Source organism: Paenibacillus aceris, from assembly GCF_017874035.1.
Classification (GTDB): domain Bacteria; phylum Bacillota; class Bacilli; order Paenibacillales; family NBRC-103111; genus Paenibacillus_E; species Paenibacillus_E aceris.
The window spans coordinates 130,004-156,724 of sequence record NZ_JAGGKV010000008.1 but is presented as its reverse complement, the minus strand read 5'-3'; the positions used below and the strand labels follow the sequence as shown (position 1 = coordinate 156,724).

The following is a 26,721-nucleotide window of genomic DNA, read 5'->3' as shown; positions in this document are numbered from 1 at the left end:
CCATAAGCTACCCGCTAGATATCGATGGGATTTTAAGCCATTTGAAAAGAGCTTAAGGAGGGAGTCATAACTTGTAATTGGAAGTACAGGAACGTAGAATATGAGCTGAGGAATGAGAAAGGGTTCAATCCTGAGAATAATGAGCGAGGTGAAGGATGGAATTTAATATTTTTAAACTCCTCCTGGTGAGTCTAATAGAATTGCTTTACTTGGTAGGAGTTTTGATTGGAACTGGTTTTCTTCTTGGTATTCTGGAGCATAATTCGAACATGTTTCTACAGCGTTCATTTGGAAGAAAAGCTGTGATCGTGACGGCCTTGATTGGAACACCGATTCATGAATTGGGTCATTTAATTCAGTGCTGGATTTGGCGGCATAAAGTCCTTGAGGTGAAGTTTCTTCAGTTTAACGAGCCAAATGGCGTGTTGGGATATGTAAATCACCAGTGGAATGCAAGAAGTCTCTATCAAAATATAGGGAACTTTTTTATCGGATTAGGTCCAATCTTTAGCGGCATTGCTGCATTAATAGGCGCCATGTATATCCTCTTGCCGGATTCGTATCAAGCATTCATAGTTGAACTTAATTCCCATACTTTATCCGAGCATTTGATCGATACGAGCAGTATTCAATTTGTAGGATCATCGCTGCTATCAATTGGAAAAGCACTTTTTACACTTTCGAGTCTGACGAATCCTGGATTTTGGTTGTTCTTATTTATAGCGATTAGCGTTTCATCGCATATGGCATTAAGCGCTTCTGACATTAAAGGGGCGTTAAACGGACTAATAAGCCTTTATGTTCTATTGGTAGTACTTAACGTTATAGCTACGCTATTTCATGTAGATGGATACAATATAGTGGTTAGTATGGTGAAATATAATACATATCTGCTAGCTTTCTCAAGTATTGCATTTCTATTTTCACTATTCACATTTGCCGTTAGTTTTTTGATATTCATGCTGAAAAGAAAGTAAATCATCTGGTATTCAAAAACGATTGGGTCAAAACCCTTTCGTTTTTTTTTGCGACAAAAAATGGGCGGGGGGATGATCACGATCGTACATTTAAACACCAACCGTAAGATCGTCTACTTCAGCTCATTTGCATGCGCTTACAATTCTTAAATTTGTCTCCCAAAGATGTGCCTTTTATCGGTTCAAGACAGTGCCTAGACCCTGTAAAGTAATAACCAAGGAAGCCGCCAATACAAGCAAGTGTGAAAAGGCTTTCGAATCCCATCCAATAATCAGAGAGAGGGTTGTAGGTACCATGAAAAAGAAGTTAACAAGTATGCTAACGGCCAGTGTAGCACTCGCATTAGTCATCTCCGGCTGTTCGAGCACAAAAGAAAGCGCTGCCAACGCGCCGGCAGCGTCAACAGCCGCCACAGAGAAAGCACAGGCGGCTAAACCGGCAGCTCCGGTTGAAATCACCTTCTGGAATATGTTCGGCGGGGGAGAGGGCGATTTCGTTGATCAAATCATAAAGGGCTACAACGAATCACAGAAGGAAGTCACGGTGAAGCAGCTACGCCTTGAATCTAACGAGTATTACGCGAAGCTCAGTACAGCGCTCTCATCCTCCAAAGGACCGGACGTCGCCGTCGCGCACGTGGACCGCATTTCACCGTTTGTGAAAGCGAAGCAAATTGTGCCAGTAGATCAGTTAGCCAGTAAGGTTGGCTTTGATTTAAAACAAATTTCCGACGCCAATATCAAAAGCGTCTCATACGACGGCAAGCCATATGCGGTTCCTTTAGACACCCATTTCCACATGTTTTATTACAATAAGGATTTGTTGAAAAAAGCTGAGCTGCTGAACGATGACGGCACGCCTAAGCTTGGCGATCTATCGCCGGAGGGCTTCAAAAAGACACTCGCTCAAATTCAGGCCAAAGTGCCGGACGTGCAAGCACTCGCCGTAAATACACCGTATTTCCAAGAACCATTCTTGAACCTGTACTATGAAGCCGGAGGCGATTTGCTAAATGCAGATTCGACCAAAGCGGCCATAAACAATGAGAAAGCACTCAGCGTCTTGAAGTTCTATATGGATCTCTACAATAACAAATATACCGATCTCAATGATAAAACACCTTGGGATTCGTTCCACAACGGCAAAGCAGCCTTCTGGTTCGGCGGCGTATGGGAAGCAGGCCTGCTGTTAGGTGAAAAATCGCCAAATATTGGCGCTATGCCGCTCCCGGCTATTTTTGGCAGCCAAACACATTGGGGAAGTTCTCATCTGCTCGTGATTCCTTCTTATGTAGCGCCTGATAAGCAAGAAGCAGCGGCCAAGTTCATGAAGTATTTCTCTGAGGTAGGCGGCAAAACCTGGGGTCAAGCAGGCCACGTGCCGGCTAACAGTGCTGTAACGACTAGCGAGGAGTACAAAAAGCTGCCTTATCGTAATTTCTTCATTGAGGCACAAAAAACAGTGAAGTTCGCACCGAAAACGGATAAATACACGACGATTATTACGACAGTTTCTGAATCGCTGCAAAACATTATTTTCGGCAAGCAAACGCCGGAAGACGGCTTGAAAACGATGGAGAAACAAATCAACGATATTTTATCCAACTAGTCTAAGTAATCAGAGCCGGGTGAAGCTGCTAAAAAGTGTAAGCGGCGGCTTCATCCCGTTTTTTATTATGAAGAAAGCAAAGATTGAAGGAGTATGCCCCATGGAAACTAAAGTGAGAGAGAACGAAGAAATGGTTGTCCATCGAAAAACATACGCATGGTCTTTTCTCAATGACTGGAAAGCGATTATGTACCTAATACCGTTCCTCGTTCCGTTTACCGTCTTTTATCTCTGGCCGGTATGGCGGGGTGCGTGGATGAGTCTGCATGTATGGAACATTCAAGGCATGCAAAAGTATGTTGGTTTAGCCAATTACAAGAAGATTTTCACCGATTCCGACTTTTATTTGTATATGTGGCACTCGTTTTATTTCGTTTTGATTTGCGCGCCGACCGTCATCGTGCTGGGGTTGGTGTTGGCTCTGCTGATCAATCAGAAAATCTTATTCCGAACAACGATTCGTTCGATTTTTTTCTTGCCTTATGTGCTTTCGGTTTCTGTTATCAGCTTTATTTGGCTGCGTATGTTTGACTCTAAATACGGACCGATACATGCGTTTTTAAAGCTTGCAGGCATCCCCGGAGAAATTCACTGGTTGACCGATAACCATTTTGCATGGTGGGCTATTACGTTAACGACCGATTGGTGGACCGTTGGTTTCGTGATGGTGTTGTTTCTCGCCGGACTGCAAGAAATCCCGACGGATCACTATGAAGCTGCGAAAATAGATGGCGCAGGCGCCTGGAAGCAATTCTGGCATATCACGCTGCCGGGTTTGTCCAGAGTCATGAAAATACAAGTATTTTATCAAGTTATTTCATGTTTGAAGCTGTTTGGCCAAGTACAAATCATGACAGGCGGCGGTCCGGGCGATTCGACGAATACAATGATCAGATACATTTATGTGACTGGGTTTAAAAAGGATATGTTCGGTCTGGCTTCCGCACAGTCCATTGTCTTTTGTCTCATGATGCTGCTCATTGCCTTGATTCAATTTAAACTGACCAATCGTCAAGACTAACGGAGGTTCTTATGAAACATGTTACACTGAACGTAATCGCCGTCGTTCTAGCCATGCTGTTTATTTTCCCGCTCATATGGATGCTTCTGGTGTCATTGAAGCCTAATGGAATTAATGTATATACACTAAATGACTGGGTAAAATGGTCCGATTTGACCTTTGTCAATTACGCAAAAGTGATGAAGGATTCCCAAATTCTAAGATGGACCTGGAACTCCATGGTGATTGGTGTGCTGACCACAGTAGTCTCATTACTTTTCAGCTCGCTGGCTGCCTTCTCTTTTTCCAAATTGCCATTCAAATCCAAAGGCTTGTTCTATCTTCTCATCGTGTCAGGATTGCTTATCCCGACTGAGGCCATCTTGATCCCACTTTATGAGACTACGCTACATTTGAAGCTAATCGATAATATTTGGGCGATTATTCTTCCCGGCTTGACGAATCCGATCGGGATTCTGCTGCTGAAGCAGTTTATGGACGGAGTGCCTAAAGACTATATGGAGGCTGCGCAAATTGACGGCTGCCGGAGTGTCAGCTTATGGTTGCGCATCTGTTTGCCGCTTACGAAATCGGCGATGGTGTCCGTCGGTATCTTCTATTTCATCCTTTCCTGGAACAATTTCCTATGGCCTTACTTATCGATCACCTCCCAAGAGAACATGATTCTTTCGGCAGGACTGCCAACATTTTTGTCGAATAACATAATGTCCTTGAATATGATTATGGCAGCAAGCTCTATTGCAGCAGTACCAACCATTGTGGTGTTTATCATGCTGCAAAGGCACATTGTTCAAGGTGTGGCAATGTCAGGGATTAAAGGATAAATAGAAGGGATTTTCATCATGGCAATGCTACCTGAAAGGATAAGCAAAAGGGTACTTATATGGCCAAGCAGCGTACGTTATAAATGGATGCTGCTTTTATTTCTGTTCTCATTGACACCTCTGCTTGCCATGGGGTTTATTTCTTATTCCATATCCAAATCGACGATTAATAATAAAGTGACGGAATACTCCGAGCAGCTGCTCAAGCAAACGGCCGATAATATCGACACACGGCTTGGCATCTACAAGGATATGATGATGCAAGTCGTCAACAATAATGAAATCGTTTCCATGCTGCGCACGCTCGATCGGATGGATACCGCACAATATGATCTGGACAGCTTATCTTTGACGACGAAGCTTTCTACCATTATTGCGATTAATCAAGATTTCCAATCGATCTCGTTTCTATCGGAGAATCATTATATCAAGGGCATTTACCGTTGGAGCGACCGTTCCAAGGGCATCGTGTCGCCATTTCTTAAAACCCTTGAGGATGGCAGCAACTTCCGTTGGTTTCCGACCCGGTTTGGCACCTATGTCGACAGTTTGAATTCACAGAGCGTCCACGTGTTCTCACTTGCGAAGCAGATCTATAAGACCTCTGACGACAGCCCTGTTGGTATCATAGCCGTGCTTGATATTCGCGAGGATGTACTCAAGGAAATCGTCAGCAAGGTGACCAAGAACTCTTCCGACCTGCAAAGCTTTATCATTAACGGCAGCGGTCAAATTATTTCCTATCCAGACAATCAATTTATAGGTAAACCTGTGCAGGAAGTTCTTGGCGAGCAGGGCTCAACTCAATTGCTCCAGTCTTCCGAAGAAGCTCATGGTTTTCCGTTAAAGCATGCAGGGCAGAAATGGATCGTGAATTACAAAAAGCTGCATACCAATGACTGGATGGTGGTAAATGTCATCTCGGAATCTGCGCTGTACAAAGACTCTAACCGCATGCTGCAAATCATCATCGTGATTGCTCTTATTTGTATCGGGTTTTCAATCTTGACGGCGATGTTTCTGGCCAATTCGATTTCAAATCCGATTTTGAAAATGATCCGTTTGATGCGCCAGGTAATGTCAGGTGATTTGAGCGTTCGGTTCAAGGCTAAGCGTCGTAAGGATGAGTTTGATATTTGGGGCGAAAATTTCAATTACATGGTGACCCGGCTTGACGAGCTGCTGAAAGCAGTCTATGAGGAGCAAAATCATAAGCGTATTGCGGAGCTTAAAGCGCTGCAGGCGCAGATCAATCCCCACTTTTTGTACAATACGCTGGATATTATTAAATGGACTGCTCTATTGCAGAAGGCGAACAATGCCGCCGAAATGGTTAGCTTGCTATCGCGACTCCTGCGGATCTCTCTGGGCAAAGGTGAAGAAACCGTCACCGTCGAAGAAGAAATCGAGCATGTCCAGTGCTATCTGGGTATTCAGAAATTCAGATTCAATTTCGACATTCAAACGTATTTTCACATTGACGAAGATGTCCGCAGCCTAAAGACTCCCAAGCTGATTTTGCAGCCTATTGTGGAAAATGCGATTCTCCATGCGTTTACCGACCGCGAATCCGGAGGAGAGATTCATATCCGCTGCTCGCTGCATCCGGAAGGAGGCATCCGTTTCGTCGTGGCAGATAACGGAAGAGGGATGGATCCGGGTCTTGTGAATAGTTTGCAGGGACCGACTCAAGCGACATCCGCTGACAAAATGGGGGGGATCGGTCTAGCCAATGTCGAGGAGCGTATCAAGCTGATTTGCGGGAAGTCATATGGCATAGACATTCGGAGTGTCATCGATTCAGGAACGAGCATTGGGATTTGGCTTCCCGTGATCGAATAGGGGGGACATCATGTTTCGAGTAATCATCGTAGAAGATGAATATATCGTCAGGTTTGGCATCCGTTCGATGATCGACTGGGAGAAACTGGGCTTAACCGTTATTGGGGAAGCTTCTAACGGCCAAGAAGCGTTGGAGCTCATGAGCAAGGAGATGCCAGATATTCTGATTACTGATATTAAAATGCCGCTCATGGACGGGATTGCCCTCATTTCAGAGGTTCGTAAAATAAATCCTTACATGAAAATTCTAATCCTTAGCAATATCGAGGACTTCGGGTATGCCAAGGAAGCGATTCGCAACGGCGTATCAGAGTATTTAATCAAATCGGATATGATGCCGCGAGATTTTGAGCAGGCTTTGCTTAAGGTCAAGGAAGCTATCGAGATCACTTCGCCAGCCGGAGCGGAAAGTCAGGAGCCCGCCGTGGAACCGATGTGGAAGGAGAAGCTTCTGCGGGAGCTTGCCGAAGGGACGCAAAGAGAGATAAGCAATCTTCAGAGCACCCTCGGGTACCCAAGAAGCTCTCCATTTTATTTGCTCCATTTGGATAAGGTTGCAACGGATCTAGGTGTTGTAGAAGGGCAGGCTGCTCTGTGTAAGATAATAGAAAGCTTGCTGCAAACCCGGGAGCTCGCCTATGAGGTGTTCCCTGACCGCCAAGGGAAAATGAATATGCTGCTGCTGCTCAGCGGCATGCCGCATTGGCAAGGTCAGAAGGTATCCCGCGAAATTGCGGAGGCGATACTAGCACAGTTCCATGCCCTTTACGGCATGGGCTATACGATCGGCATTAGCGCCGAATTTCGAGAGTTGAAAGAGCTGCATGCGTCATACGAACAGGCAAAAGCAGCTGTTAAATATAAAATGTTCGCCGGCAGTGGAAAGGTGATTGCTTATGGCACAGATTATGTGCCAGGACAGAGCGGAGTAACGGAACCGATAAAAATAAGCACGAACCATATTCATTCGATGGTTTACGCTTTTCAAGCAAAGGAATTGCAGACCTACCTGGAAGAGCTGTTCGAGCAGTTGGATGCCCGCAAAGACTATGATATTGTGCAAATTATTTCTCTTGAGCTTTTGATTATGCTGACGACGCTATGGTCCGATGTATCTAGCGATCAGATGAGTATCATGCAGTTAAAAAAGCAATATTTTGACCAGTTATCCAAATTAGAAACATTAGGGCAGAGCAAAGCTTGGTTCATGGGAGCTTTTGACGCACTGCTTCAGCATATGATTCAGATTTATAACAGCGATCGAAACAGCATCATTAAAGCAACGCAGTTTATCCAGCAGTATTATCAACAGGAGATTTCCCTTCAATCAATCGCTAACCTCGTTCATTTGAGCAAAAATTATTTTGCTAACTTATTCAAAAAAGAAATGGGCGAAAGCTTTTTGGAATATTTGACACGCATCCGCATTGAAAAGGCGAAGTCTTTGCTCACGGGGGAACTGAAGACGGCTGACATCGGTCATTTGGTGGGGATCGCGGACCCGAAATATTTTTCTAAAGTGTTCAAAAAAATTGCCGGCGTTTCTCCATCGGAGTACAGGTCTCGCGCTAAGGGGTGAGAGATTAGGTCAAGGAAGGGGGGGGGGCTATGTGCTTAAAAAGAGAAGCAAGGAGCAGTTTCTGCGTGCTGCGTGCATAGGGGGACTCATATTGACCCTCACAGCCTGTTCCACTGCGTTAGAAACCAACACGCCCGAATCGGCAAAAGAGAAAACGGCGCCTCCGGTTGAAATCTCCTTTTGGAATCCCTTTGGCGGCGGAGAAGGCGACTATGTCGAGCAGCTTATTCAGAGCTTTAACAGTTCGCAGAAATCAGTTTTCGTAAAGCAGCTTCGGCTGGAATCCAATGAGTACTATGTGAAGCTGAGCACGGCGCTCTCTTCAGGAAAAGGACCGGATGTCGCCGTGGCGCACGTGGATCGCATTTCTCCTTTTATCAAAGCGAAGCAAATTATGCCGCTGGATGACTTGGCAAACGAAAATGGGTTCCGTTTTGACGAGATTGAGAATTCTAATGTACAAAGCGTCAGCATTAACGGGAAGCCTTATGCCATTCCGCTGGATACGCATTTTCATGTACTCTACTACAATAAGGAAATTTTGAAAAAAGCCGATTTGTTGAATGAAGATGGTACCCCCAGACTCGGGGAGGCATCGCCGGAGGGTTTTGTTCAGGTTTTGACACAGATTCAGACGAGAGTTCCGGGCGTTCAGCCATTTGCGGTCAATACGCCGTACTTTCAAGAGCCTTTCCTTAACTTGTATTATGAGGCTGGCGGCGATTTGCTCACGCCTGATATTTCCAAAGCAGCGATACATAATGAGAAAGCTTTGCGAGTGTTGAAATTTTATCAACTGCTGTACGCAACACGTTTGTCTGACTTGAACGACAAAACGCCATGGGATTCGTTCCACAACGGGAAAGCAGCGCTATGGTTTGGCGGTGTCTGGGAGGCTGGGCATCATTTGAGCGAACCCTCCTTACAGGTCGGCGTTGTTCCGCTCCCGCCTATATTTGGCAGCCCCGTCCATTGGGGCAGTTCACACACGCTGGTCGTTCCGAGCTATGTAAACAAAGAAAAACAAAAGGCAGCCATGGCCTTCATGAAATATTTTTCCGAGGTAGGAAGTACACTTTGGGGGCAGGCAGGGCATGTTCCCGCTAATCGAGCTGTCGTGCAAAGTCCTGTCTATCAGCAAATGCCCTTCCGGAACATATTTATAGAAGCTCAACGTTACGTTAAATTTGCACCGAAAACAGATAAATACGCGACCATTTTTACAACTTTGTCTGAGGACTTGCAAAGCATCGTGTTAGGCGGGATGGACCCGGAGGAAGGTTTGATTACGCTGGAAAAGAAAATCAACGAAATTCTTGCGAACTAACAAGAACATACCCTCATTCTTATGAGAGTATGTTCAACTGTTTTTCTATACTGCGACTAAGTAGGTTCATATCGTCCGTTGGTTCGAATCTCTCGACAACTTGTCCAAAATCTCGAAAATAGTATAACTGGAATGATGCTAAACGTAAATGCAACCATCCTGTGATATAATGATTCAATATTTTAAATTGTGAGGATGGTGGCAGATGTCAGAGCAGCATGTGTACATCCGGTTCCCTGAGGAGACGGACGCCGAAGAATTGACAGCCATGTACAAGCGCAATCGGGAGTTCTTTGAAAAGTTTTCGCCAAGCACTCCTGAAGAGTATTATACAAAAGAACACCAGCTCCAAAGCATTACGAAAAGCAAGGCAGACCGGGCGGAGGATCGGAGATATGCTTTCGTTATTTGCCACAAGGAGGACAAACGGATTATTGGCAGCATTGGTCTGTCCTTTGTGGTGCGTGGACCGCTTCAGAGCTGCATGATCGGGTACAACCTAGACCAGGCTTATAATGGCAAGGGTTATATGACGGAGGCGGTGAAGCAGGTGGTACGCTATGCTTTCGAAGAACTGAAGCTTCACCGGATCGTCGGGGAAGCCTCTCCCCGAAATCCCGGTTCAATCCGCGTGCTTGAGAATGCCGGCTTCCACAAAGAAGGCATCTCCCGGAGCAACGTGAAGATCAACGGGGTGTGGGAGGATCATCAGGTACTGGCTCTTATCAATCCTTACGTGGATAACTAGTCAACTAACTTAACGAAATCGGAGAAATGAACATTGGATGATAAGGACCGGAAACACTATAAATGGGGTATGTTCTACTTTAACCCAAACAATAAGTCAATTATTGTTCCTAAGCGATTAGGGTTAGGATGGACATTAAACTTCGCACATCCGATCAGTTGGGTTATTATTTTAATTATCGTCGGATTCCTGATATATAGAGTGGCAAGTAAGTAGAGTCATCTAAGGAATGACGGTACCCTTTTAATTATCAAAGAGACCCCCGCTGTAGCTGTGGGTCTCTTTATTGAACAAAGATCGATGCAGACTACCTGCTCGAGTGGATAGAACCGATGCGAGCACTAGTTATCGACGAGTCTCCAACGCCTACTAGGCTCTTGAAGGCACTAACAGCGGCAGTTGCTACTTCGATATCTTGGGCGCTCGTGCCTCCACTTACACCGATGCCACCGATGACTTTGTCTTTATAGACGAATGGGATGCCACCGCCAAGGATGACAATTCTGCCATGGTTGGTCGTATTGATGCCATACGAGGGAGAGCCAGGAAGCGCCGATTGCGCAAGGTTGGCTGTCGGCATTTGCATAGCTACGCTAGTCCAAGCCTTGTTCTGGGAAATGTCGATACCAGCTAATCGGGCACTGTCCATGCGATGGAAAGCGATGAGGTTCGCGCCTTCATCAACAATCGCTATATCGCTTGACAGCCCCATCTGCCGGGCTTTCTGTTCCGCGACTGAAAGCAATTGTTTGGCCGCTTCTAAGGTTAGTTTGAACATTTCACTCACTCCTCAGGATTTGGATACTCCGTTAGTGTATGGTCATTCGCCGAGTATGGTGAATGCAAAAGGTTAGAAGAACCGAAGCAAGCGGACAGTATACCAATTTCAGGAAAAAGGTGGTAAAATTCTCTTATTCATTTAAGAGTAGGAGGCCGATGAAGTGGTTCCTAAACATATTGTTTCTGCGGCTGCAATTGTACTTAATGAGCATAATGAAATTTTATTAATAAAAGGTCCAAGACGAGGCTGGGAAATGCCAGGAGGACAGGTTGAAGAAGGCGAATCGTTGAAAGATGCAGCGGTCAGAGAAACAAAGGAAGAAAGCGGTTTAGATATAGAGGTCACAAAATTTTGTGGTGTTTTTCAAAATGTAAGTCAGTGTATTTGCAACACTTTATTTATAGGCAGACCAGTCGGAGGACAATTAACAACAACCTCTGAGGCTTTAGAAGTCGGATTTTTTCCAATCGAAGTCGCATTAGAAATGGTGACGTGGAAAAATTTCAGGAAGCGAATTGAGCTTTGTTTAAATGAGGAACTTCATCCATTTTATGTTGAGTTTTAATTTTAACGAAATTGGAGAACAATAGTGTGAACGATTGCATTGGAGGGAAGCTCATGGCAGACGAAAACAAAGTGACAATTAAAGTGAACGACAACGGATCGCTTCGGGTGACGGGGCCGGTCGAGTTGGTAGACGCGGAAGGGAACCCGTTCGAGCATAAAGAATCGTTCTCGCTGTGCCGTTGCGGTGGATCTGGCAACAAGCCGTTTTGCGACGGCACTCACAAGTCGATCGGCTTCGAAAGCGCACCTAGAGCGAAGAAAGAGTAAGTCTTGGCAAGCGACAACCCGGTCTCGTGACGACGAAACCGGGTTGTTTGCATAAATTACAACAATGGATGAGCACTTTTCGCAGTATTTGAACTTGGTTTAGGGTTTTTCTCAATTCTTATCGTGAAAGAGATTAATGCGAGAAGTCCTACGCAAACGAAGAGGGGAAACCAGCCTTTTGCAAATCGGCCAGCCTCCATAATCGCCAGCATCACAAGTGTCGGCAGCAATGGCTCGCCATAAGCCTTCCACCAATTAAGCGCAAACTTTTCATAGTAATAAAATCCAATCATCGTAAGGGCGGACACGGCCCAACCTCCAGTATAAATCCAAACTGCAATCACAGGGCTGCTAGCAGCAACCATAGGTACAAAAATAACAACGAAAATTCCGGCAGCAATCATGACCCAGAACGTGGATTTTGTTTTGCCAATACCCGCCATAATACTTCCGCCGAGCCGGCCAACGGAAGAAAAGAGGACGCCAAGCGCCATTAAGCGAATGTACACAGCGGAATCGCCTGTTGAATAATCAGAACCAAATAAAAATCCATTAATCTGATCTGGATATAAACAAATGATTGCCGTTAACGGGTACAGCATGAGGTTGTTGTAACGGATACAACTCGTACCGCGCCGCTTGCTTTCTTCAACATCCTGAGCACTTTCAGCGACAAAGGGCAGTGTGACTATCATGAACGCCCACGTGATGATTCCGATAAAGCCCGTAATACGAAAACCGTTGGCTAAATAACCTACAGCCAGAACGGAGCTGGAGCCAACCATCATGACAAGAAAAGGCTGCTGAAACGCCTTCGCAATATTGCCTGCCCAGGATGGCAGACCGTAGGCTAGCATGTTTTTGATCTCCAGAATCGGTAGAGGACCGAACCATCGAGGTTTATGCACACGTTCAACTTTGATACAAATAAATAAGGCTGTCAGGAGTGCCCCTACGCCCATCCAAAGTGAAATGTTTTCTAATAAATTCAAGCTGCCGCGCGGCAAAAGCACACCGAGTACCGTCCCAATCGTGGACAGTGCCGTTGTAATAACCATAAAAAAGGCCTGTGTTCCGAAATCGCGGTTTCCAGAAAAGGAAGCAACGCCAATGTTGAGAATCGAGTTGAAAATAAACATGATCGAGCTCAGCATCAGTGCTCCTCGAAGCTCTGTCAAATGATAGTAGTTCGCTAATATCGGAGCTAAGACGCAAAGCAGTAATCCGATGAGGAGGCTGAATAGGGTACTGCCTATCAAGGCGACTCGGAAATTCGTTTGAACCGCTTCCAAAGGTTTTCGCGAAAACGCATAGATGAGAGATGAATTGAAACCGAAATTGAGAAAAAGCGACATCATTCCGAAGATTTGCAACAGCAGGTTAACCTCGCCAAATCGGTCGGGGTCATTGAGCTCTCGGGCGAGTACGATACTGCCAACGGTTTGCAGCATTTGATTGATAAAAAGTCCGAGACCAATGATGGAAACATTTCGAAGTAAAAAACGCTGTGTATCTGATAATTTGAAACGCTGTTTTCGCATGGGGACTTCCCCTCTTCCATGGTTTAGGTCTTACATGTATATATCCAAAGGGTATCAAACACCCAATTGGATGACAAACCAAGAATTTGAAGGAAAACGGAGAAAAACAAAGATATTCTTTGCTTATGACGGGCTGCTTATTGCTGTAAGAGAAATATGGTGTATTGTGTAAGCAAGTCATTGAGCATTGCTATACGCCACGACTCTATCAACAGGGTAACGTTGATTTTCAATTAACACGCGGATTCCTTGGTGTTTCGTTATAATTATAAAATACTGATTCTCAAGTGAACGATAAAACATGAGCTTCATATTATATAGATGAGGTGAAGTTCATGTGGAGTGAAAGCAAGCTGGAAAAATTTATTGATGAAGCCGAACAGGTTTGGTTTGAAGTCTGCTATTCAGATCGAAAGGGTGAGGAGTTGGACCTGAACGGATACATCTTTCAGGTTGTAGATGATGAACGGTTCGATACGATCCAGAAGGTCGAACTATTTTTCAACCAGTATTGGAATGATAAATTTACCAAAACGATGATGTGTAATTTAAAGGTGCTCTCAATTAACGGGGAAACAGCTACATTGCTAGGTGATCCCCCACAAGATCTTCCCTGTCGTGTGGAATCCTTGCGTATTCTAGAATCCAGACCTGATCAGTGTGAAATTCGATGCGTTCTATCATGTGAAACAGATAGAAACCGTGTTATCCATTACACGATTCAGAAATCAGAAAATGACGAGAGGATTCAAATCGTCTCGAGAACAGGGACAAAAAGCGACTGTCGTTATCAACCGTGCAATTGTTTGCTAGATTGACTTAGATATAGAACTTAGACCCGCAGTGTGTTACTGCGGGTCTAAGTTTTGCTTCTAATGTGAGCAGTAGGAGTCAACCACGTGGGAACATGAATTCCCACTAAATTTACTAAAAAATATTATTTCAGATATTGACATTAAGAGCTGTGAGCTCTATTTTTAACAAATAGCGAAATTAATAGATCGCGTATAACAGAGATTTTTCAGGAGAGGAAAGTGGATTTGATCATGAAACAATATAATACGCGAGCCATTATGGCATCGCTGCTTATTTGTGGCTTTGTCGGGATGTTTAGCGAGACGGCGCTTAACATTGCGATCAGTAATTTAATGGACGTCTTTAAAATTTCAGCCGCTACGGCTCAGTGGTTGACGACTGGGTTTCTGTTGACACTCGGTATTCTGATGCCGATGACTGGGCTGCTGCTGCAATGGTTTACTACGAGGCAATTGTTCGTAGTCTCACTAGCAAGTTCGATCGTAGGTACATTTATTGCGGCGATAGCAATCAATTTCGAAATGCTAATGGTTGCTCGAGTCCTGCAGGCGGTTGGCATGGGTTTGTTGATTCCGCTAATGTTTAATACAATCCTTGTCGTTTACCCGCCGGATAAGCGCGGTGCGGCGATGGGTTTCGTTGGTCTCGTCATCATGTTTGCGCCAGCGACCGGCCCGACCGTAGCAGGTCTTTTGATCGAATATTTAACATGGCACTACATTTTCTGGCTCTCACTTCCATTTTTAATTATAGGATTGTTTGTAGGGCTAAAGTATTTGGAAAACGTTACAGAAGTCACGAAACCTCGCATCGATCTGCCGTCAATTTTATTGTCAACAATCGGATTTGGCGGTGTCGTATTCGGTTTTAGCAAAGCAGGTGAAAGCGAGGGAGGCTGGGGCAGCACGATCGTAATCACTTCCATCATCATTGGGTTAATCGCGCTCGGAATATTCGTATTGCGTCAGATTTTCATGCGCGAGCCAATGATGAACCTGCGAGTCTTCAAGTACCCGATGTTCATCGTAGGGCTGCTTATGGTGCTGTCATGTATGATGATCATCTTATCTAGTATGATTATTCTACCCATGTATCTTCAGAATGGTATGGGACTTTCGGCGTTCTCCGCCGGGCTCATGCTCTTGCCAGGAAGTGCGTTGAATGGCATTCTGTCACCGAGAATGGGTCGCTTGTTCGATAAATATGGTCCGAGGTGGCTTGTAATTCCCGGCCTTGCCATCGTTGCTGCTATGTTGTGGTTTTTCTCAGGCATTACGTTGGCTTCTTCCATCGCTTTTATTGTTTCGCTGCATATTGGTTTAATGGTTGGTATTTCTATGGTATGGATGCCGTCTCAGACGAATGGCTTGAACCAGCTGCCTCCGGAATTGTATCCGCATGGTACGGCAGTCATGAACACTCTCCAGCAGGTTGCTGGCGCTATCGGAACAGCGTTCGCTATCAGCATCCTTACTAGCGGCATGGAGAAATATTTGCACAAATCTTCTGCGCCGACCGAACTGAAGGAGATGGCTAATGCAATGACCTTCGGTTCGCAAGATGTGTTTATGTTTGCGATGATTGTGACGCTAATTGGATTAGCCATGGCATTCTTCATTCGCCGCGTCGTCGTCAAGCATGAGACAATGAATTCCATGCACTAACTTCAAAAAGGGAACACTTAGGCAGCTGACCATAAATGGATCGGCTGCCTTTTTCGTTAACCTTATGAGGCATAAGAAAAACCGACTAGACTTTAGTTGGGCTTATGGGATACTATTTTCATAGCGAAACTTCTTGACGAAAGAATATTTATATCAAAATGTCTTCAAAGGTGGACGAAATGGATAATTGTTCGAAAATAATGGGGATTCCAGTACCCAAAGTAACTATGGAAGAAACCGTACATATCATTGACCAAGTTATAACGGATAAAAAAGCGGATCTGTTTCATGTGGTGACACTTAATCCAGAAATCACCATGTCATGTCAGCATGACTTGCAGCTCCGCTCCATAATTGATGAGGCGGGTCACCTAACCGCGGATGGTACAGGGATTGTTATGGTTTCCCGGTTAAAAGGTAATCCTCTTCCTGAACGCGTTACAGGTTGTGATCTTTTCATCAATTTACTGGAGATTGGGAATGAAAATAATTGGTCATTTTATCTTTTGGGCGCGAATGAGATAACTAGTTTAAAGGCTTCAGAGGAAATAAGGAAGAAGTACCCAAACGTATCCGTGGTGGGTAGACATCATGGCTTCTTTGATCAGAAAGTTGAGGCACAAATTGTAGATGAAATAGCGACTTTGAGTCCCGATGTATTAGTCGTTGCACTCGGAGCTCCAAAAGCTGAATTTTGGATCCATAAGTTTAAAAATAAATTAAATGCTCGGGTTGCTATTGGTGTAGGAGGAAGTCTAGATGTCATAGCAGGAACCGTAAAAAGAGCACCCGTCATATGGCAAAAGTTAAATGTGGAGTGGTTGTACCGACTAATCAATCAACCCTCTAGATGGCGAAGACAATTAATTTTGCCTCGCTTTGCAATGAAAGCTTTGTTCTTTAAAGAAAATAACCGTTTACAATAAATGACCAAGAAATAAAACACACAACAACGGAAAAAAGATTAGAGGAGCTGGCCGCGAGGTAGTTCCTCTTATTTTATTGAAATAAGTGGCATGCTTTGGTTCACGAGGTAAAGCTGAGGAAACCATGATATACGGCGCTGAGAAGGCCTTTAGGGCTTTCTCGGCTCTTGGTTGCGGGCTTTCGTTGTACTTTATACAACGATTTGATGACTTTTAAGAGCTGCAGCCACACTTCATTGTACAAAATACAACCATTTCACTAAAATGTGCTGTATAGCCATCTTCAAGAGCAAATGGTTTTAATAAATGCAACATAGCACGCTGCCGAGGCACAATTAAGCGAAAATCATTGTACAAAGTGCAATCAAGGTTTGCCAAACTATTTTGATAATAAAGGAATGATTGTTATGTATTCAACCTCACATCGATTAGCAGCAGGAGTCATCATTAGGAAAGGCGACAGCATTCTATTGGTAAAAGGAAATAATAACCGTTGGAGTTTGCCAAAAGGCGGAACCCACGAACGGGAGGTCTTTTCAGAAGCAGCGATTAGAGAAGCAAAAGAGGAAACGGGTTATACTGTGAAGCTGAATGAAGTCGCATTTGTAACAGAGTTTAAAAAGTCTGACTGGGGGCACTATCTTCAAGTTTATTATTCAGCTGAAATTACCGAAGGGAATATGACTTGCAACAATGATCCAGATCATGAGATAAGTGAAACAAGTTTTGTTCCAATCGAGGAATTAGACGCCTATTTGAATTTTCGACCTCAGGCGCTTCCGGTAAAACTATGGCTTAAAGCTAACGTTACCCAATACCATTGTTTTGATTTAGATGAGGAAAGTATTGAAGTTATGAATATGGAGGTGGAGGAACCAGATGGGATTCAATGATACTTTTAGGTTTGGCGTTCATGCAATTGCAACGAATTCAGAAGTTCATGTACTTATGTTAAAGCGAACATATGGAAATATGGGGTGGAGTTTACCCGGTGGTGGTGTCGACCCAGGTGAGACGATTCATCAAGCGTTACTACGTGAGTGTCATGAAGAACTCGGAATAGTAGTTCACAACGTCGTATTAACTGGATTTTATTATCATAGCAATATTAATGCACAAGTTGGCATATTTCGCTGTGACATACCAGAAAATGAGCAGATCAAACTTAGTTCTGAGCATTCTGAGTATAAATGGGCACACATATCTGAATTAAGTGAGGTTCAGAGGATACGGGCTATAGATGCCATGGAATTCCAAGGACAAGTAATCAGTCGGGCGTTTTGAAGTAAACCGAATGGAGGATACATGTATGTCGGAGGATTTTTACTGTGAAGAGGTATTGAGTGGTCGAATGTCTGTACATAAAGTATTGGAGTCTGAAAATGTACTTGCTTATCATCATACGCGTCCATTTTATCCAGTGCATATTGTGACGATTCCGAAAAAACATATTTCATCGCTTATTACGTTAGAAGATGAAGATAATGGTCTGCTAATTGAGTTAATGGAAATCGTTAAAAAAGTAGCCTCCCAAGTGGTATCCGAACATGGCGCTTGTAGAGTAATAACAAATGTAGGAACATATCAGGATTCGAAACATCTTCATTTTCATGTTGTGTTTGGTCAACCGTTAAAGAAGAATGAATAATAAACTCCTTCAGTTGAGGAAAAACCAACAAGCGGCTCCGTCTGTCTATCACAGATGGAGCCGCTTACCGGCACTGTACGATAAATTAACTCAGCGTTGAAAGAGACTCCCGCGTAAAAGGCTGCAGTTGATCGGTGCGTCCGTCACGGATCTTGGCGGCCCATGCTGGATCAGTCAGCAGCGCGCGGCCGACGGCGACGAGGTCGAACTCTCCGCGCTCTAGACGCTCGATCAAGTTGTCGATGCTGGCCGCTTGGCCGCCCTTACCTTCCTCGAACAGGCTGGTGAAGACGGAGTCAAGGCCAACAGAACCAACGGTGATAGCTGGTTTCCCGGTCAGCTTGCGGGTCCAACCGGCCAGGTTAAGATCTGATCCCTCGAACTCAGGTTCCCAGAAGCGGCGAGTGGAGGCATGGAAGATATCAACGCCTGCCGCAGACAGCGGTGCGAGGAAGCGCTCCAACTCCTCTGGATTCGATGCCAACTTGGCGTTGTAATTAACAGGTTTCCATTGGGAGAAGCGGAAAATAATCGGGAAATCAGGGCCAACCGCGGCCCGAACTGCCTCGATAACCTCCACCGCGAATCTGGTGCGGCCAACCAGGTCGCCGCCATATTCATCCGTGCGCTTGTTGGTGACGTCCCAGAAAAACTGATCAATGAGGTAGCCATGCGCTCCATGGATCTCCACCGCGTCAAAACCGAGACGCTTCGCGTCGGCTGCGGCCTGGGCATAAGCTTGTACGAGACCGGAAATCTCCTTGACCGTTAGTGGCTCTGACACAGGTTCTCCAGTCAAGCTCAATCCAGACGGCCCGATCGGGTCGACATTCGAATCCGGGAATTTTTTTCGATCGCGGGCCGTGCCGGTATGCCAGATCTGCGGGGCGATTTTGCCGCCGGCTTCATGTACTTCACGGACGACGCGCGACCATCCTTCCAGAGCTTCCTCTCCATAAAAATGCGGCACGCCGGGATCTGCTCCCGCAGCCGGATGGTTAATGAGTGTACCTTCGGTAATGATAAGGCCGACCGCGTTTTCTGCCCTCCGGCGGTAATACCCGGCCACGTTAGGACCTGGAACGCCTTTAGGCGAGAAGGTGCGGGTCATTGGAGCCATGACGATGCGATTTTCTAGTTTCAATCGGCCGTCTTCAAAAGGCTTGAAAAGAGCCTCTGTTGTTTTGGATATGGTCATTTTATTATCTCCTCCTACGGATAAGGTCTTTTGTTTATCTACAAATTCAAATATATAGATTAATAGATGAAAGTGCAAGTTCTTTGGAAAAACCTTATGGATCTAATTGTTTTCGGCCTGCAAGCCAGCAGCAAAATTCTCCAAAAAGGCGGCTATCGCTTTTTCATTACGCCTATAATAAGTCCACTGACCATAGCGGCGGGACTCCAGTAATCCGGCTTTCTGCAAGGAGGACAGGTACGAGGAGATGACCGACTGCGTTAAACCGGATTTTTCTTGAATACTTCCCACACAGACACCGCCGGGAAACTCTTCTTTAATAACGTTCGGTAATTTTTCGTTCATCTTGTCCGGCTCGCGCAGCCAGCAAAGAATGTTGAGACGGGTTTCATTAGACAGAGCTTTCAGCACCGCAAGCATATCTTCATTTTTCAACACTGACACCCATTTCTAGTTGGTTTTGTTCCCAGTATACCAAAAGTTACGCTAGTGAGAAATATGACCTGGGTATTGCAGGAGGAGTCAGCAGAATGGAAGGATTGCCTAAAAGTGATTTGTTAGGAAAATCAAAGGACGTCTTAGAAAGGACTTTGTCCATTAGGAGACGAATAAACAAATAATCATTTGTTTGAATTAGGGGACGTTTGCTTATGAGACTCAAAGAACATCTAATCAATTCCTTGATGAACTTAACCACCGATGGCATTGTGGTCGTTGATGTAACAGGAACTGTTTTAGAGGTGAATAAGAAATTTGAAGAATTACATGGTTGGACCAGAGAAGAGGTTATTGGGAAAGTATTACCGATGACTCCGGATCATTATAAAGAAGATGCTTTTAAATTATATCAGTCTTTAATAAACGGCGAGCAAATCAAGAATTTCGAAGCGATAAAACTTAGAAAGGACGGCTCTACTTTTTACGCAAATGTTACGGTTTCACCTGTGATAGATAACGAAGGAATTGTTATTGGTTTTGTCGGTGTGGAAAGGGACATTAGTGAAAAGAAAAGAGTTGAAGAGGAGCTTTTAGAAAGAGAAAAACAATTTAGAAGGCTGATTAAACTTAATCCTGAGCCCATTGTTTTGCATAATGATGGTTACGTCCAGTTCGTAAATGATGCTTGTTGTAGACTTTTTGGTGGCGCTACATCAGAGGATTTCCATGGAAAGCCTATCTATGATTTCTTCTGTCCGAATGAAAAGGGCATCGTAGTAGAACATATTCAGCAGGTCATGCAGTCGGATAGTTATACGGAGTTTAAGGAGAAAAAGCTGAGAAAGTTGGACGGAACTTTTTTTGATGCAGAAATATCCTCCATTTACGTGCACAAAAATATGGGGTTTCCCGTCGTACAGACCGTGATTCGTGATCTCACCGAACGCAAAAAGTCAGAGGAAGCGCTCATTAGATCTGAAAAACTATCACTAATTGGTCAATTGGCAGCTGGGATCGCCCATGACATACGCAACCCGCTAACTTCTTTGAAAGGGTTCGTACATTTGCTTAAGGCAAAAAATGCAGACTACGTTGATGTCATGATGGAAGAATTAGAACATATTAATTATGTCGTCAATGAATTCATGACACTGGCAAAGCCACATTTAAACTATTACATAGAGAGTAAGATTCAAGAGCTTGTACAAAGTGTAGTTGGTTTCCTGCAACCGCATGCTCATCTGTATAACGTTCAAATAGAAATAGACATGGATCAAGAAATCCCCACAATTTATTGTAATCCGGACCAAATCAAACAAGTTTTTATTAATGTGATAAAGAATGCGGTAGAGTCTATGGCTAACGGTGGCTTAATTCAAATATCATTCAGAAACCGGTTAAAGCAGTGGTTGGTTATCTGCGTTGAAGATCAAGGTGTAGGTATTTCTGAAGATAGGTTATCCAAATTAGGGGAGCCGTTTTACACATCAAAGGATAATGGTACGGGTCTAGGGCTAATGGTTTGCAAACATATTATCGAAGGACATGGGGGTAGATTGTCAATAAAGAGTATACTGAATCATGGTACTACAGTAGAAATTGAGCTGCCTTTAGGGAGAAAGTAATACATGTTCTAAATAGCTTTGCAGCACGGAAGACTAAAAAATATAAGTAAATATTACTATTGTTTCTAAGTATGTATTAGGGTAAATTGATAAAGTAAGAATGAATCATACTACGCTTAATTCTTTAGATTAAAGAAGCGGGGGAACCAAGTTTTCTGGGGTGAGTACACGTATTAAGTGTTAGGGTTAACTTTCGACCCGAATCCGTCAGCTAACTTCGCCAGCGTAGAAAGAAAATGATAGAAACATTTAAGGTCCTTTTATAATAGGACTCTATTCCCTCGCTTCCTTTTTTCGTTCAAGAGAAAAAAGGAGGAACTAGACATGCTTCTTAAGAGAGTAACCAAAGAGTTAAAAAAGCTTTTTCAATCGAAAAGATCGAATAATTCTGATCAACGTCAAGAAGAGATTGTTCACTTAAAGCACCGGTTAGAGGCGTTTGATATTCAGTTTTCGAGTTTGGCGTATCGGCCGTCAGGCGTCGAAACACTAGCTTTATTGGAAATAAGCAAAACGGTCGGACAAAACGATGACTTGCTAAACCAACTAAGTTCGAAGAATGTAACAGCGGTTCAACAATTATTAAAGAGTAGCGTTGGCATTTGCCCTAAAATGTTGGAAGAACATCACAAATTTATTATAACTATGGCTCTTATTTTTGGAGGTCCTTATCCTTGTCTCAGAGAGTACATCACAAGTAGTTTTATATGAGCTTTGTTGAGGGATAAAGGATCTGCAAGATTTGATTGAAAATTCAAAATTTGATGCACTTATTGAAAAGGGGAAGTCCTCTGCTTGCTTAAGCAGTTGGCTTTCCTTTTTATATTGGGCAGGATAATTTATCCATTTGGCGAATATGCATACTTATCATTCATTGCGATCCCAATGAAACATGAAATAAGATACAGCCTGTCACCTAATATGTAAGCGCTAACATTCAATGTCGCGATCCAACACCAGTCTCACACAGTGAAAGGAGTTAATCATGCGATTCTTTCAAGGAAACATCTCGGCGAGGTTTAAGGTTATTTACGGTGTATTTTTCCTAATCATCATTTCATCAACCGTGTGGCTGTCCTATTTAAGTTCCAAAGGAGGTATGGAAGATCAGCTGAGGCGCACGAATACAGCATTGCTTCATTTGAGCCAGCAGAAGATCGAAATGATGCTGCACGAGATTGATACGAGTACAATTAATTTTATACAAGAGCCGGATGTCGAGTTTTTCCTAAACGGCAGATATGCGAATGATGAACTGCGGCTCAATTATTTCCGTATTCTCAATACCCGTTTTAAGACGCTGATGTTTGCGAACAGCAACATTTCCTCGTTTTATTTGTATTCGCTGGCGAATAAAAGTTTGCTGACGGATGCGACGTTCTCTGACGAATCCAGCTTCTACGATATGGCTTGGCACGATGCTTATGTGAATATGAAAGGCTATCAAGAATGGCTCGACACCAGGAAAGTTACGGAGGTTAGCTCGGGGCTGGAAATTGAGAAAAATATGATTACATTGGTGCGCACCTACCCACTGATCAGTTTACCTCAGTTTCGCAAGGGCGCCATTATTGTAAATGTCGCGGAAAGCACGCTTTCCAATTTGATTCAAGATGTGGATCAGCAGCGGGCAGGACAAACCCTGGTCATTAATGACCAGGGCACGGTTATTTCCTCACAGAATAAAGACCACTTGTTTCATACGATTGGTACGATACCCGGGGCGCCGAAGTTGAGCGAGTTAAAAGATAATGGTTACATCACGAAGCATACGAAGAGCGGCAGTTACACGACTTTTTATTTGACCTCAAACTATAATGGCTGGAAGTACATCAGTATCGTCCCTGACCCGGAGATGAACCGTCCGCTGGAGATTGTCCGAAATTTACTACTGACGGTGACGGCGGGTATGTTCCTGCTGGCTATCGTCATTGTATTCGCGGTAAGCAATTACACGTTCCGGCCGCTGGAACTTTTTTTCCGATCTGTAGCGGGCAAGAAGTCGGTACGTTCTGGCGATCTAAGCTATATGGAGCAGTTTTTCAAACAGATGATATCTGACAACGAATCGTTGCAAAAGCAAATGAATGACAGTCTCCCCGCGCTGAAGTGGCGCTTGATCATGAGCTTGCTGATGGGGGACAAGACGAATTACGAACGGATGAAGCCTTATTTCCAAACGCTCGGAATGGACTTATATCATAAACAATTCATTGTGTTGGTGATCGAATTGGATCGTGTTCAGGATAACCATACGCCGCGAGATGTGTATTTATTCACCTATGCCTTGAGTAACGTAGCGGATGAGCTGGTCGCCGGGGTATGCAAAGGCACTTCTGTAGAATTGACGGATGGCCGCGTCACCGTCATTATGAGCTTCGAAACGGAGGATTCGCAAGGCAATCAAATTCAAGCACTTCAGGTTGCGGATCTGGTGAAGAATTATGTAGCTATTCACTTTAAACAAACCGTTACCATTGGTGTAGGTAGTCCAAATCCGCATCTGGAAGGCATCCAGATCTCCTATGAAGAAGCACTGAATGCGCTGAAATATAAGCTGATCATGGGGGATAACACCGTTGTCTCCATCGACGATATCGCGGGTAGCAATTATAACGAGAAATTTTACCGGATTACGACACTAATCGATTCTGTCGTCAACCTGATTCGGGAGACGGATAAAGTAAAGCTTCGTCCGCATCTGGATAAAATTTTTGGCGAGGTAGTGGCAAGTAATGTTCCGCCGGAGTTAATTAAACAGATGTGCATTCAGATTATTATGAAGTCCATTAAAGTTATATCCGATAAAGGGCTCGAGATCAAAGAATTCCTTGATCCTAAAGAAAATATTTATAACCGAATTGAATACTGCGTCAAGGTGGCGGAATTAAAGAGCTATATGTCCGATTTCCTGCACCAGCTCATTGTGCGCACGGAAGAGAAGCGACTTTCGAAAGGGCATCACGATACGATTCAACAGGTTCTGGAATATGTCGAGCAGCATTATATGGATAGCGAGCTATCGCTCAATCTTTTGGCAGCACAATTTGAGTTAAGTGTTCCTTATTTAAGCAAGCTCTTTAAGGAGACGACGGAAACTAATTTCATGGATTGTCTCATTCAGATCCGCATGGAGAAGTCAAAGGAGCTGTTGTTGGGTTCGAAACATAAGATTAACACCATCGCAGAGAGCGTCGGCTATAACAACGTTCAGAGCTTTATCCGCATTTTTAAGAAATATACGGGCCAAACTCCAGGCGAATTCAGGGAAAATCTTAAAAAAGGCGAAGAGGATAAAAATGGAGAATATGAAACCGGTTAAAAAAAGGTTGTTCTTTAAAAAGTGAATATTTTCTAATCTACCCGAGAGCGTTACCATGAAGGTGCAAGTCATCGAACCGAGAGGAGGTAGGGATATGAAATCACGATTCGTCGGGGCCACTACTGCACAAGCGAGTGCCGGAAAGAAGGTGCAAACCAATATTCTTAAACTGGCTTGGAAATATGTGAAGCGGGATAAATATTTGTACCTGCTGCTGCTGCCCATCTTTGCTTACTATTTCACATTTAAGTACACGCCGATGCTTGGTGAGATCATTGCTTTTAAGAATTATCGTTTCGCCGACGGAATATGGGGGAGTCAATGGGTTGGACTGAAGCATTTCAACAGATTATTTACTAGTCCAGATTTCTTCAATGTTTTGAAGAACACGCTTCTGCTTAATGTGTACAGCATTGTATTCGCTTTTCCTGTTCCTATTGTCCTAGCCTTACTATTAAATGAAGTACGAGTGGAATGGTACAAGCGAACGATTCAGAATTTGCTCTACATTCCGCATTTTATCTCCTGGGTGGTACTTGGAGGTATTGTTATCGCGCTTCTGTCTCCTTCCACGGGGATTGTAAACACTGTTCTATTGAAACTGTTTGGCATAGATCCGGTTTATTTCATGGCGAGCACTTTCTGGTGGCCGATTGCGTTCATTTTGTCGGGGATATGGCAGAATGCCGGTTGGGGAACCATTCTATACCTGGCCGCCATGGCTGGCATTGATCCTCAGCTGTATGAAGCAGCTAAGATTGACGGAGCGAGCAAGCTGCGGCGCATCTGGCACGTTACGCTGCCCGGCATCCGCTCCACGATTGCAATTCTGCTGATTCTGCGAGTGGGGCAGATGATGGATGTGGGATTTGAGCATATTTTCGTCATGCAAAATAAAGCGGTTTCCGAGGTTGCTAACGTGATCAGTACCTATGTGTATCATGTCGGTTTGGAAGGTTCGCAGTACAGCTATACAACAGCGCTTGGCTTGTTTCAATCCATCATTGGCTTGATCTTGGTCGTTAGCGTGAACCGATTAATAAAAGCCTTAGGCGAGAATGGGCTATGGTAAGGAGGAGAATGCGGTGTCCGGCAGTCAGAGATCGGCAATAAAGCTCGTTAATGGTGTCATATATGTATTTCTTGCGGTTCTTGCCATGATGACTTTATTCCCGTTCATTCATGTGCTATCAACTTCTATAAGCAGCTCACGAGCAATTATGTCGGGTGAAGTGTTCTTGTGGCCGAAGGAAGTCACATTTACCTCCTTTTACAACTTAATTGAAGACGGCCAGCTGTTCAAAGCAATGAAGAATACTCTTATCATCACCGTAGTGGGAACCTCCATCAATATTGTGGCAACCATCATGGCTGCCTATCCGTTAAGTCGCAAGAGGCTTAAAGGCAGGAACTTCCTGCTGATGATCATTACCTTCACCATGCTGTTCGGCGGAGGGCTCATCCCTAACTATATTCTTATTAAAACGCTAGGTATTATGAACACCTACTGGGCACTTTGGCTGCCCGGGCTGCTCAGCACTTATAATTTCTTTGTGATGAAATCGTTTTTCGAAGGGTTGCCTTCCGAATTAGAGGAATCCGCAGCGATTGACGGAGCAAATGATCTGTTCATTATTTGGAAAATTATTCTTCCTCTTTCTATGCCAATTATTGCGGCGCTGACGTTATTTTATTCGGTGAACTGGTGGAACTCGTATATGAACGTTCTCATGTATATCACGAATTCCGGCAAGTTGTCCCTGATGGTTAAGCTGCTGCAGATGATCGATACGACTAGCCAGAACCTGCTCAATACGAATGCGACCAACGGGAGCGAAGGAGCTACTATGCAAACCATGGTAACGCCGGAGGGTCTAAGGGCTGCTGCGATTATTATTTCCGTGCTGCCGATCCTGTGTGTATACCCGTTCTTACAAAAGTATTTTGTTAAAGGCGTCTTGATTGGTTCGATTAAAGGTTAATTAGAAAATCCATACCTAT

The 26,721-nt window shown here is 44.2% G+C and carries 26 protein-coding genes and 1 riboswitch; of the genes, 22 read left to right on the top strand and 4 right to left on the bottom strand.

The annotated features are described in order from the left end of the window. The first annotated feature begins 155 nt into the window (after nt 1–155). From J2Z65_RS16800 to J2Z65_RS35325, 9 genes are all read left to right on the top strand, one after another. Nucleotides 156–977, top strand: a complete 822-nt coding sequence (locus tag J2Z65_RS16800) for a hypothetical protein (protein ID WP_167059935.1) — start codon at nt 156–158, stop codon at nt 975–977. Nucleotides 978–1,272: 295 nt separating this feature from the next. Next, a complete protein-coding gene (locus J2Z65_RS16795; protein WP_167059933.1) occupies nt 1,273–2,586 on the top strand; it encodes an ABC transporter substrate-binding protein in 1,314 nt (437 codons plus the stop codon). 100 nt (nt 2,587–2,686) lie between these two features. Then, nucleotides 2,687–3,607 (top strand): carbohydrate ABC transporter permease, encoded by a 921-nt coding sequence (locus J2Z65_RS16790; RefSeq protein WP_167059931.1) that lies wholly within the window; start codon nt 2,687–2,689, stop codon nt 3,605–3,607. Nucleotides 3,608–3,618: 11 nt separating this feature from the next. Continuing rightward, complete coding sequence (locus J2Z65_RS16785; RefSeq protein WP_167059929.1) at nt 3,619–4,431, top strand: carbohydrate ABC transporter permease; 813 nt, start codon at nt 3,619–3,621, stop codon at nt 4,429–4,431. A gap of 18 nt (nt 4,432–4,449) precedes the next feature. Continuing rightward, nucleotides 4,450–6,273 (top strand): cache domain-containing sensor histidine kinase, encoded by a 1,824-nt coding sequence (locus J2Z65_RS16780; protein ID WP_167059927.1) that lies wholly within the window; start codon nt 4,450–4,452, stop codon nt 6,271–6,273. A 10-nt stretch (nt 6,274–6,283) separates the two neighbouring features. Further along, on the top strand, nt 6,284–7,852 hold the full coding sequence (locus tag J2Z65_RS16775) for a response regulator (protein WP_167059925.1): 1,569 nt from the start codon (nt 6,284–6,286) through the stop codon (nt 7,850–7,852). Between the two features lie 31 nt (nt 7,853–7,883). Further along, nucleotides 7,884–9,179: an extracellular solute-binding protein gene (locus J2Z65_RS16770; protein ID WP_167059923.1), complete on the top strand. Its 1,296-nt coding sequence runs from the start codon at nt 7,884–7,886 to the stop codon at nt 9,177–9,179. A 205-nt stretch (nt 9,180–9,384) separates the two neighbouring features. Further along, nucleotides 9,385–9,927 (top strand): GNAT family N-acetyltransferase, encoded by a 543-nt coding sequence (locus tag J2Z65_RS16765; RefSeq protein WP_167059920.1) that lies wholly within the window; start codon nt 9,385–9,387, stop codon nt 9,925–9,927. 69 nt (nt 9,928–9,996) lie between these two features. Further along, entirely contained in the window at nt 9,997–10,143 is a 147-nt protein-coding gene (locus J2Z65_RS35325; RefSeq protein ID WP_240159792.1) for a DUF5808 domain-containing protein, read from the top strand. A gap of 91 nt (nt 10,144–10,234) precedes the next feature. Here J2Z65_RS35325 and J2Z65_RS16760 read toward each other — a convergent pair whose 3' ends face one another. Beyond that, nucleotides 10,235–10,705: a GlcG/HbpS family heme-binding protein gene (locus J2Z65_RS16760; protein ID WP_167059917.1), complete on the bottom strand. Its 471-nt coding sequence runs from the start codon at nt 10,703–10,705 to the stop codon at nt 10,235–10,237. A gap of 163 nt (nt 10,706–10,868) precedes the next feature. On the opposite strand from J2Z65_RS16760, the gene J2Z65_RS16755 reads away from it, so the two are divergent. Beyond that, nucleotides 10,869–11,273 (top strand): NUDIX domain-containing protein, encoded by a 405-nt coding sequence (locus J2Z65_RS16755; RefSeq protein ID WP_167059914.1) that lies wholly within the window; start codon nt 10,869–10,871, stop codon nt 11,271–11,273. A gap of 53 nt (nt 11,274–11,326) precedes the next feature. Continuing rightward, nucleotides 11,327–11,542, top strand: coding sequence for a CDGSH iron-sulfur domain-containing protein (locus J2Z65_RS16750; protein WP_167060339.1), 216 nt, complete (start codon nt 11,327–11,329; stop codon nt 11,540–11,542). Nucleotides 11,543–11,598: 56 nt separating this feature from the next. Here J2Z65_RS16750 and J2Z65_RS16745 read toward each other — a convergent pair whose 3' ends face one another. Next, complete coding sequence (locus J2Z65_RS16745; RefSeq protein WP_167059911.1) at nt 11,599–13,083, bottom strand: oligosaccharide flippase family protein; 1,485 nt, start codon at nt 13,081–13,083, stop codon at nt 11,599–11,601. Nucleotides 13,084–13,418: 335 nt separating this feature from the next. On the opposite strand from J2Z65_RS16745, the gene J2Z65_RS16740 reads away from it, so the two are divergent. The 6 genes from J2Z65_RS16740 to J2Z65_RS16715 all read left to right on the top strand — a co-directional run bounded on the left by J2Z65_RS16740 (nt 13,419) and on the right by J2Z65_RS16715 (nt 18,137). Continuing rightward, nucleotides 13,419–13,901, top strand: a complete 483-nt coding sequence (locus J2Z65_RS16740) for a DL-endopeptidase inhibitor IseA family protein (RefSeq protein WP_167059908.1) — start codon at nt 13,419–13,421, stop codon at nt 13,899–13,901. 228 nt (nt 13,902–14,129) lie between these two features. Then, a complete protein-coding gene (locus J2Z65_RS16735) occupies nt 14,130–15,563 on the top strand; it encodes an MDR family MFS transporter (RefSeq protein ID WP_209855947.1) in 1,434 nt (477 codons plus the stop codon). A gap of 179 nt (nt 15,564–15,742) precedes the next feature. Next, entirely contained in the window at nt 15,743–16,489 is a 747-nt protein-coding gene (locus J2Z65_RS16730) for a WecB/TagA/CpsF family glycosyltransferase (protein WP_167059905.1), read from the top strand. Nucleotides 16,490–16,896: 407 nt separating this feature from the next. Beyond that, complete coding sequence (locus J2Z65_RS16725; RefSeq protein WP_167059902.1) at nt 16,897–17,382, top strand: NUDIX domain-containing protein; 486 nt, start codon at nt 16,897–16,899, stop codon at nt 17,380–17,382. Continuing rightward, nucleotides 17,369–17,773: an NUDIX hydrolase gene (locus J2Z65_RS16720; RefSeq protein WP_167059899.1), complete on the top strand. Its 405-nt coding sequence runs from the start codon at nt 17,369–17,371 to the stop codon at nt 17,771–17,773. The genes J2Z65_RS16725 and J2Z65_RS16720 overlap by 14 nt, the downstream gene beginning before the upstream one ends. A 25-nt stretch (nt 17,774–17,798) precedes the next feature. After that, entirely contained in the window at nt 17,799–18,137 is a 339-nt protein-coding gene (locus J2Z65_RS16715) for an HIT domain-containing protein (protein WP_167059896.1), read from the top strand. Nucleotides 18,138–18,222: 85 nt separating this feature from the next. Here J2Z65_RS16715 and J2Z65_RS16710 read toward each other — a convergent pair whose 3' ends face one another. Further along, nucleotides 18,223–19,335 carry an NADH:flavin oxidoreductase gene (locus J2Z65_RS16710; protein ID WP_167059893.1) on the bottom strand — a complete coding sequence of 371 codons (1,113 nt, stop codon included), beginning with the start codon at nt 19,333–19,335 and terminating at the stop codon, nt 18,223–18,225. A gap of 102 nt (nt 19,336–19,437) precedes the next feature. After that, nucleotides 19,438–19,755, bottom strand: a complete 318-nt coding sequence (locus J2Z65_RS16705) for an ArsR/SmtB family transcription factor (protein WP_167060336.1) — start codon at nt 19,753–19,755, stop codon at nt 19,438–19,440. A 230-nt stretch (nt 19,756–19,985) separates the two neighbouring features. On the opposite strand from J2Z65_RS16705, the gene J2Z65_RS16700 reads away from it, so the two are divergent. From J2Z65_RS16700 to J2Z65_RS16680, 5 genes are all read left to right on the top strand, one after another. Next, nucleotides 19,986–21,398, top strand: a complete 1,413-nt coding sequence (locus tag J2Z65_RS16700) for a PAS domain-containing sensor histidine kinase (protein WP_167059890.1) — start codon at nt 19,986–19,988, stop codon at nt 21,396–21,398. 103 nt (nt 21,399–21,501) lie between these two features. Continuing rightward, nucleotides 21,502–21,638, top strand: a riboswitch (cyclic di-AMP (ydaO/yuaA leader). Nucleotides 21,639–21,722: 84 nt separating this feature from the next. Next, complete coding sequence (locus J2Z65_RS16695; RefSeq protein WP_167059887.1) at nt 21,723–22,109, top strand: hypothetical protein; 387 nt, start codon at nt 21,723–21,725, stop codon at nt 22,107–22,109. A 274-nt stretch (nt 22,110–22,383) separates the two neighbouring features. Beyond that, nucleotides 22,384–24,720, top strand: a complete 2,337-nt coding sequence (locus J2Z65_RS16690; protein WP_167059884.1) for a helix-turn-helix domain-containing protein — start codon at nt 22,384–22,386, stop codon at nt 24,718–24,720. A 94-nt stretch (nt 24,721–24,814) separates the two neighbouring features. Further along, nucleotides 24,815–25,792 carry an ABC transporter permease gene (locus J2Z65_RS16685; protein ID WP_167059881.1) on the top strand — a complete coding sequence of 326 codons (978 nt, stop codon included), beginning with the start codon at nt 24,815–24,817 and terminating at the stop codon, nt 25,790–25,792. Between the two features lie 13 nt (nt 25,793–25,805). Continuing rightward, nucleotides 25,806–26,702: a carbohydrate ABC transporter permease gene (locus J2Z65_RS16680; RefSeq protein ID WP_338111709.1), complete on the top strand. Its 897-nt coding sequence runs from the start codon at nt 25,806–25,808 to the stop codon at nt 26,700–26,702. Nucleotides 26,703–26,721 lie beyond the last annotated feature (19 nt).

Excerpts from the sequence above, each read along its gene's own strand:
- J2Z65_RS16705 (WP_167060336.1), bottom strand. The coding sequence starts at position 19,755 with ATGCTTGCGGTGCTGAAAGCTCTGTCTAATGAAACCCGTCTCAACATT.
- J2Z65_RS16730 (WP_167059905.1), top strand. The coding sequence starts at position 15,743 with ATGGATAATTGTTCGAAAATAATGGGGATTCCAGTACCCAAAGTAACT.
- J2Z65_RS16745 (WP_167059911.1), bottom strand. The coding sequence starts at position 13,083 with ATGCGAAAACAGCGTTTCAAATTATCAGATACACAGCGTTTTTTACTT.
- J2Z65_RS16710 (WP_167059893.1), bottom strand. The coding sequence starts at position 19,335 with ATGACCATATCCAAAACAACAGAGGCTCTTTTCAAGCCTTTTGAAGAC.
- J2Z65_RS16695 (WP_167059887.1), top strand. The coding sequence starts at position 21,723 with ATGCTTCTTAAGAGAGTAACCAAAGAGTTAAAAAAGCTTTTTCAATCG.
- J2Z65_RS16775 (WP_167059925.1), top strand. The coding sequence starts at position 6,284 with ATGTTTCGAGTAATCATCGTAGAAGATGAATATATCGTCAGGTTTGGC.
- J2Z65_RS16765 (WP_167059920.1), top strand. The coding sequence starts at position 9,385 with ATGTCAGAGCAGCATGTGTACATCCGGTTCCCTGAGGAGACGGACGCC.
- J2Z65_RS16750 (WP_167060339.1), top strand. The coding sequence starts at position 11,327 with ATGGCAGACGAAAACAAAGTGACAATTAAAGTGAACGACAACGGATCG.
- J2Z65_RS16780 (WP_167059927.1), top strand. The coding sequence starts at position 4,450 with ATGGCAATGCTACCTGAAAGGATAAGCAAAAGGGTACTTATATGGCCA.
- J2Z65_RS16785 (WP_167059929.1), top strand. The coding sequence starts at position 3,619 with ATGAAACATGTTACACTGAACGTAATCGCCGTCGTTCTAGCCATGCTG.
- J2Z65_RS16720 (WP_167059899.1), top strand. The coding sequence starts at position 17,369 with ATGGGATTCAATGATACTTTTAGGTTTGGCGTTCATGCAATTGCAACG.
- J2Z65_RS16790 (WP_167059931.1), top strand. The coding sequence starts at position 2,687 with ATGGAAACTAAAGTGAGAGAGAACGAAGAAATGGTTGTCCATCGAAAA.
- J2Z65_RS16760 (WP_167059917.1), bottom strand. The coding sequence starts at position 10,705 with ATGTTCAAACTAACCTTAGAAGCGGCCAAACAATTGCTTTCAGTCGCG.
- J2Z65_RS16690 (WP_167059884.1), top strand. The coding sequence starts at position 22,384 with ATGCGATTCTTTCAAGGAAACATCTCGGCGAGGTTTAAGGTTATTTAC.
- J2Z65_RS16725 (WP_167059902.1), top strand. The coding sequence starts at position 16,897 with ATGTATTCAACCTCACATCGATTAGCAGCAGGAGTCATCATTAGGAAA.
- J2Z65_RS16735 (WP_209855947.1), top strand. The coding sequence starts at position 14,130 with ATGAAACAATATAATACGCGAGCCATTATGGCATCGCTGCTTATTTGT.
- J2Z65_RS16795 (WP_167059933.1), top strand. The coding sequence starts at position 1,273 with ATGAAAAAGAAGTTAACAAGTATGCTAACGGCCAGTGTAGCACTCGCA.
- J2Z65_RS16715 (WP_167059896.1), top strand. The coding sequence starts at position 17,799 with ATGTCGGAGGATTTTTACTGTGAAGAGGTATTGAGTGGTCGAATGTCT.
- J2Z65_RS16700 (WP_167059890.1), top strand. The coding sequence starts at position 19,986 with ATGAGACTCAAAGAACATCTAATCAATTCCTTGATGAACTTAACCACC.
- J2Z65_RS16740 (WP_167059908.1), top strand. The coding sequence starts at position 13,419 with ATGTGGAGTGAAAGCAAGCTGGAAAAATTTATTGATGAAGCCGAACAG.
- J2Z65_RS16685 (WP_167059881.1), top strand. The coding sequence starts at position 24,815 with ATGAAATCACGATTCGTCGGGGCCACTACTGCACAAGCGAGTGCCGGA.
- J2Z65_RS35325 (WP_240159792.1), top strand. The coding sequence starts at position 9,997 with ATGTTCTACTTTAACCCAAACAATAAGTCAATTATTGTTCCTAAGCGA.
- J2Z65_RS16800 (WP_167059935.1), top strand. The coding sequence starts at position 156 with ATGGAATTTAATATTTTTAAACTCCTCCTGGTGAGTCTAATAGAATTG.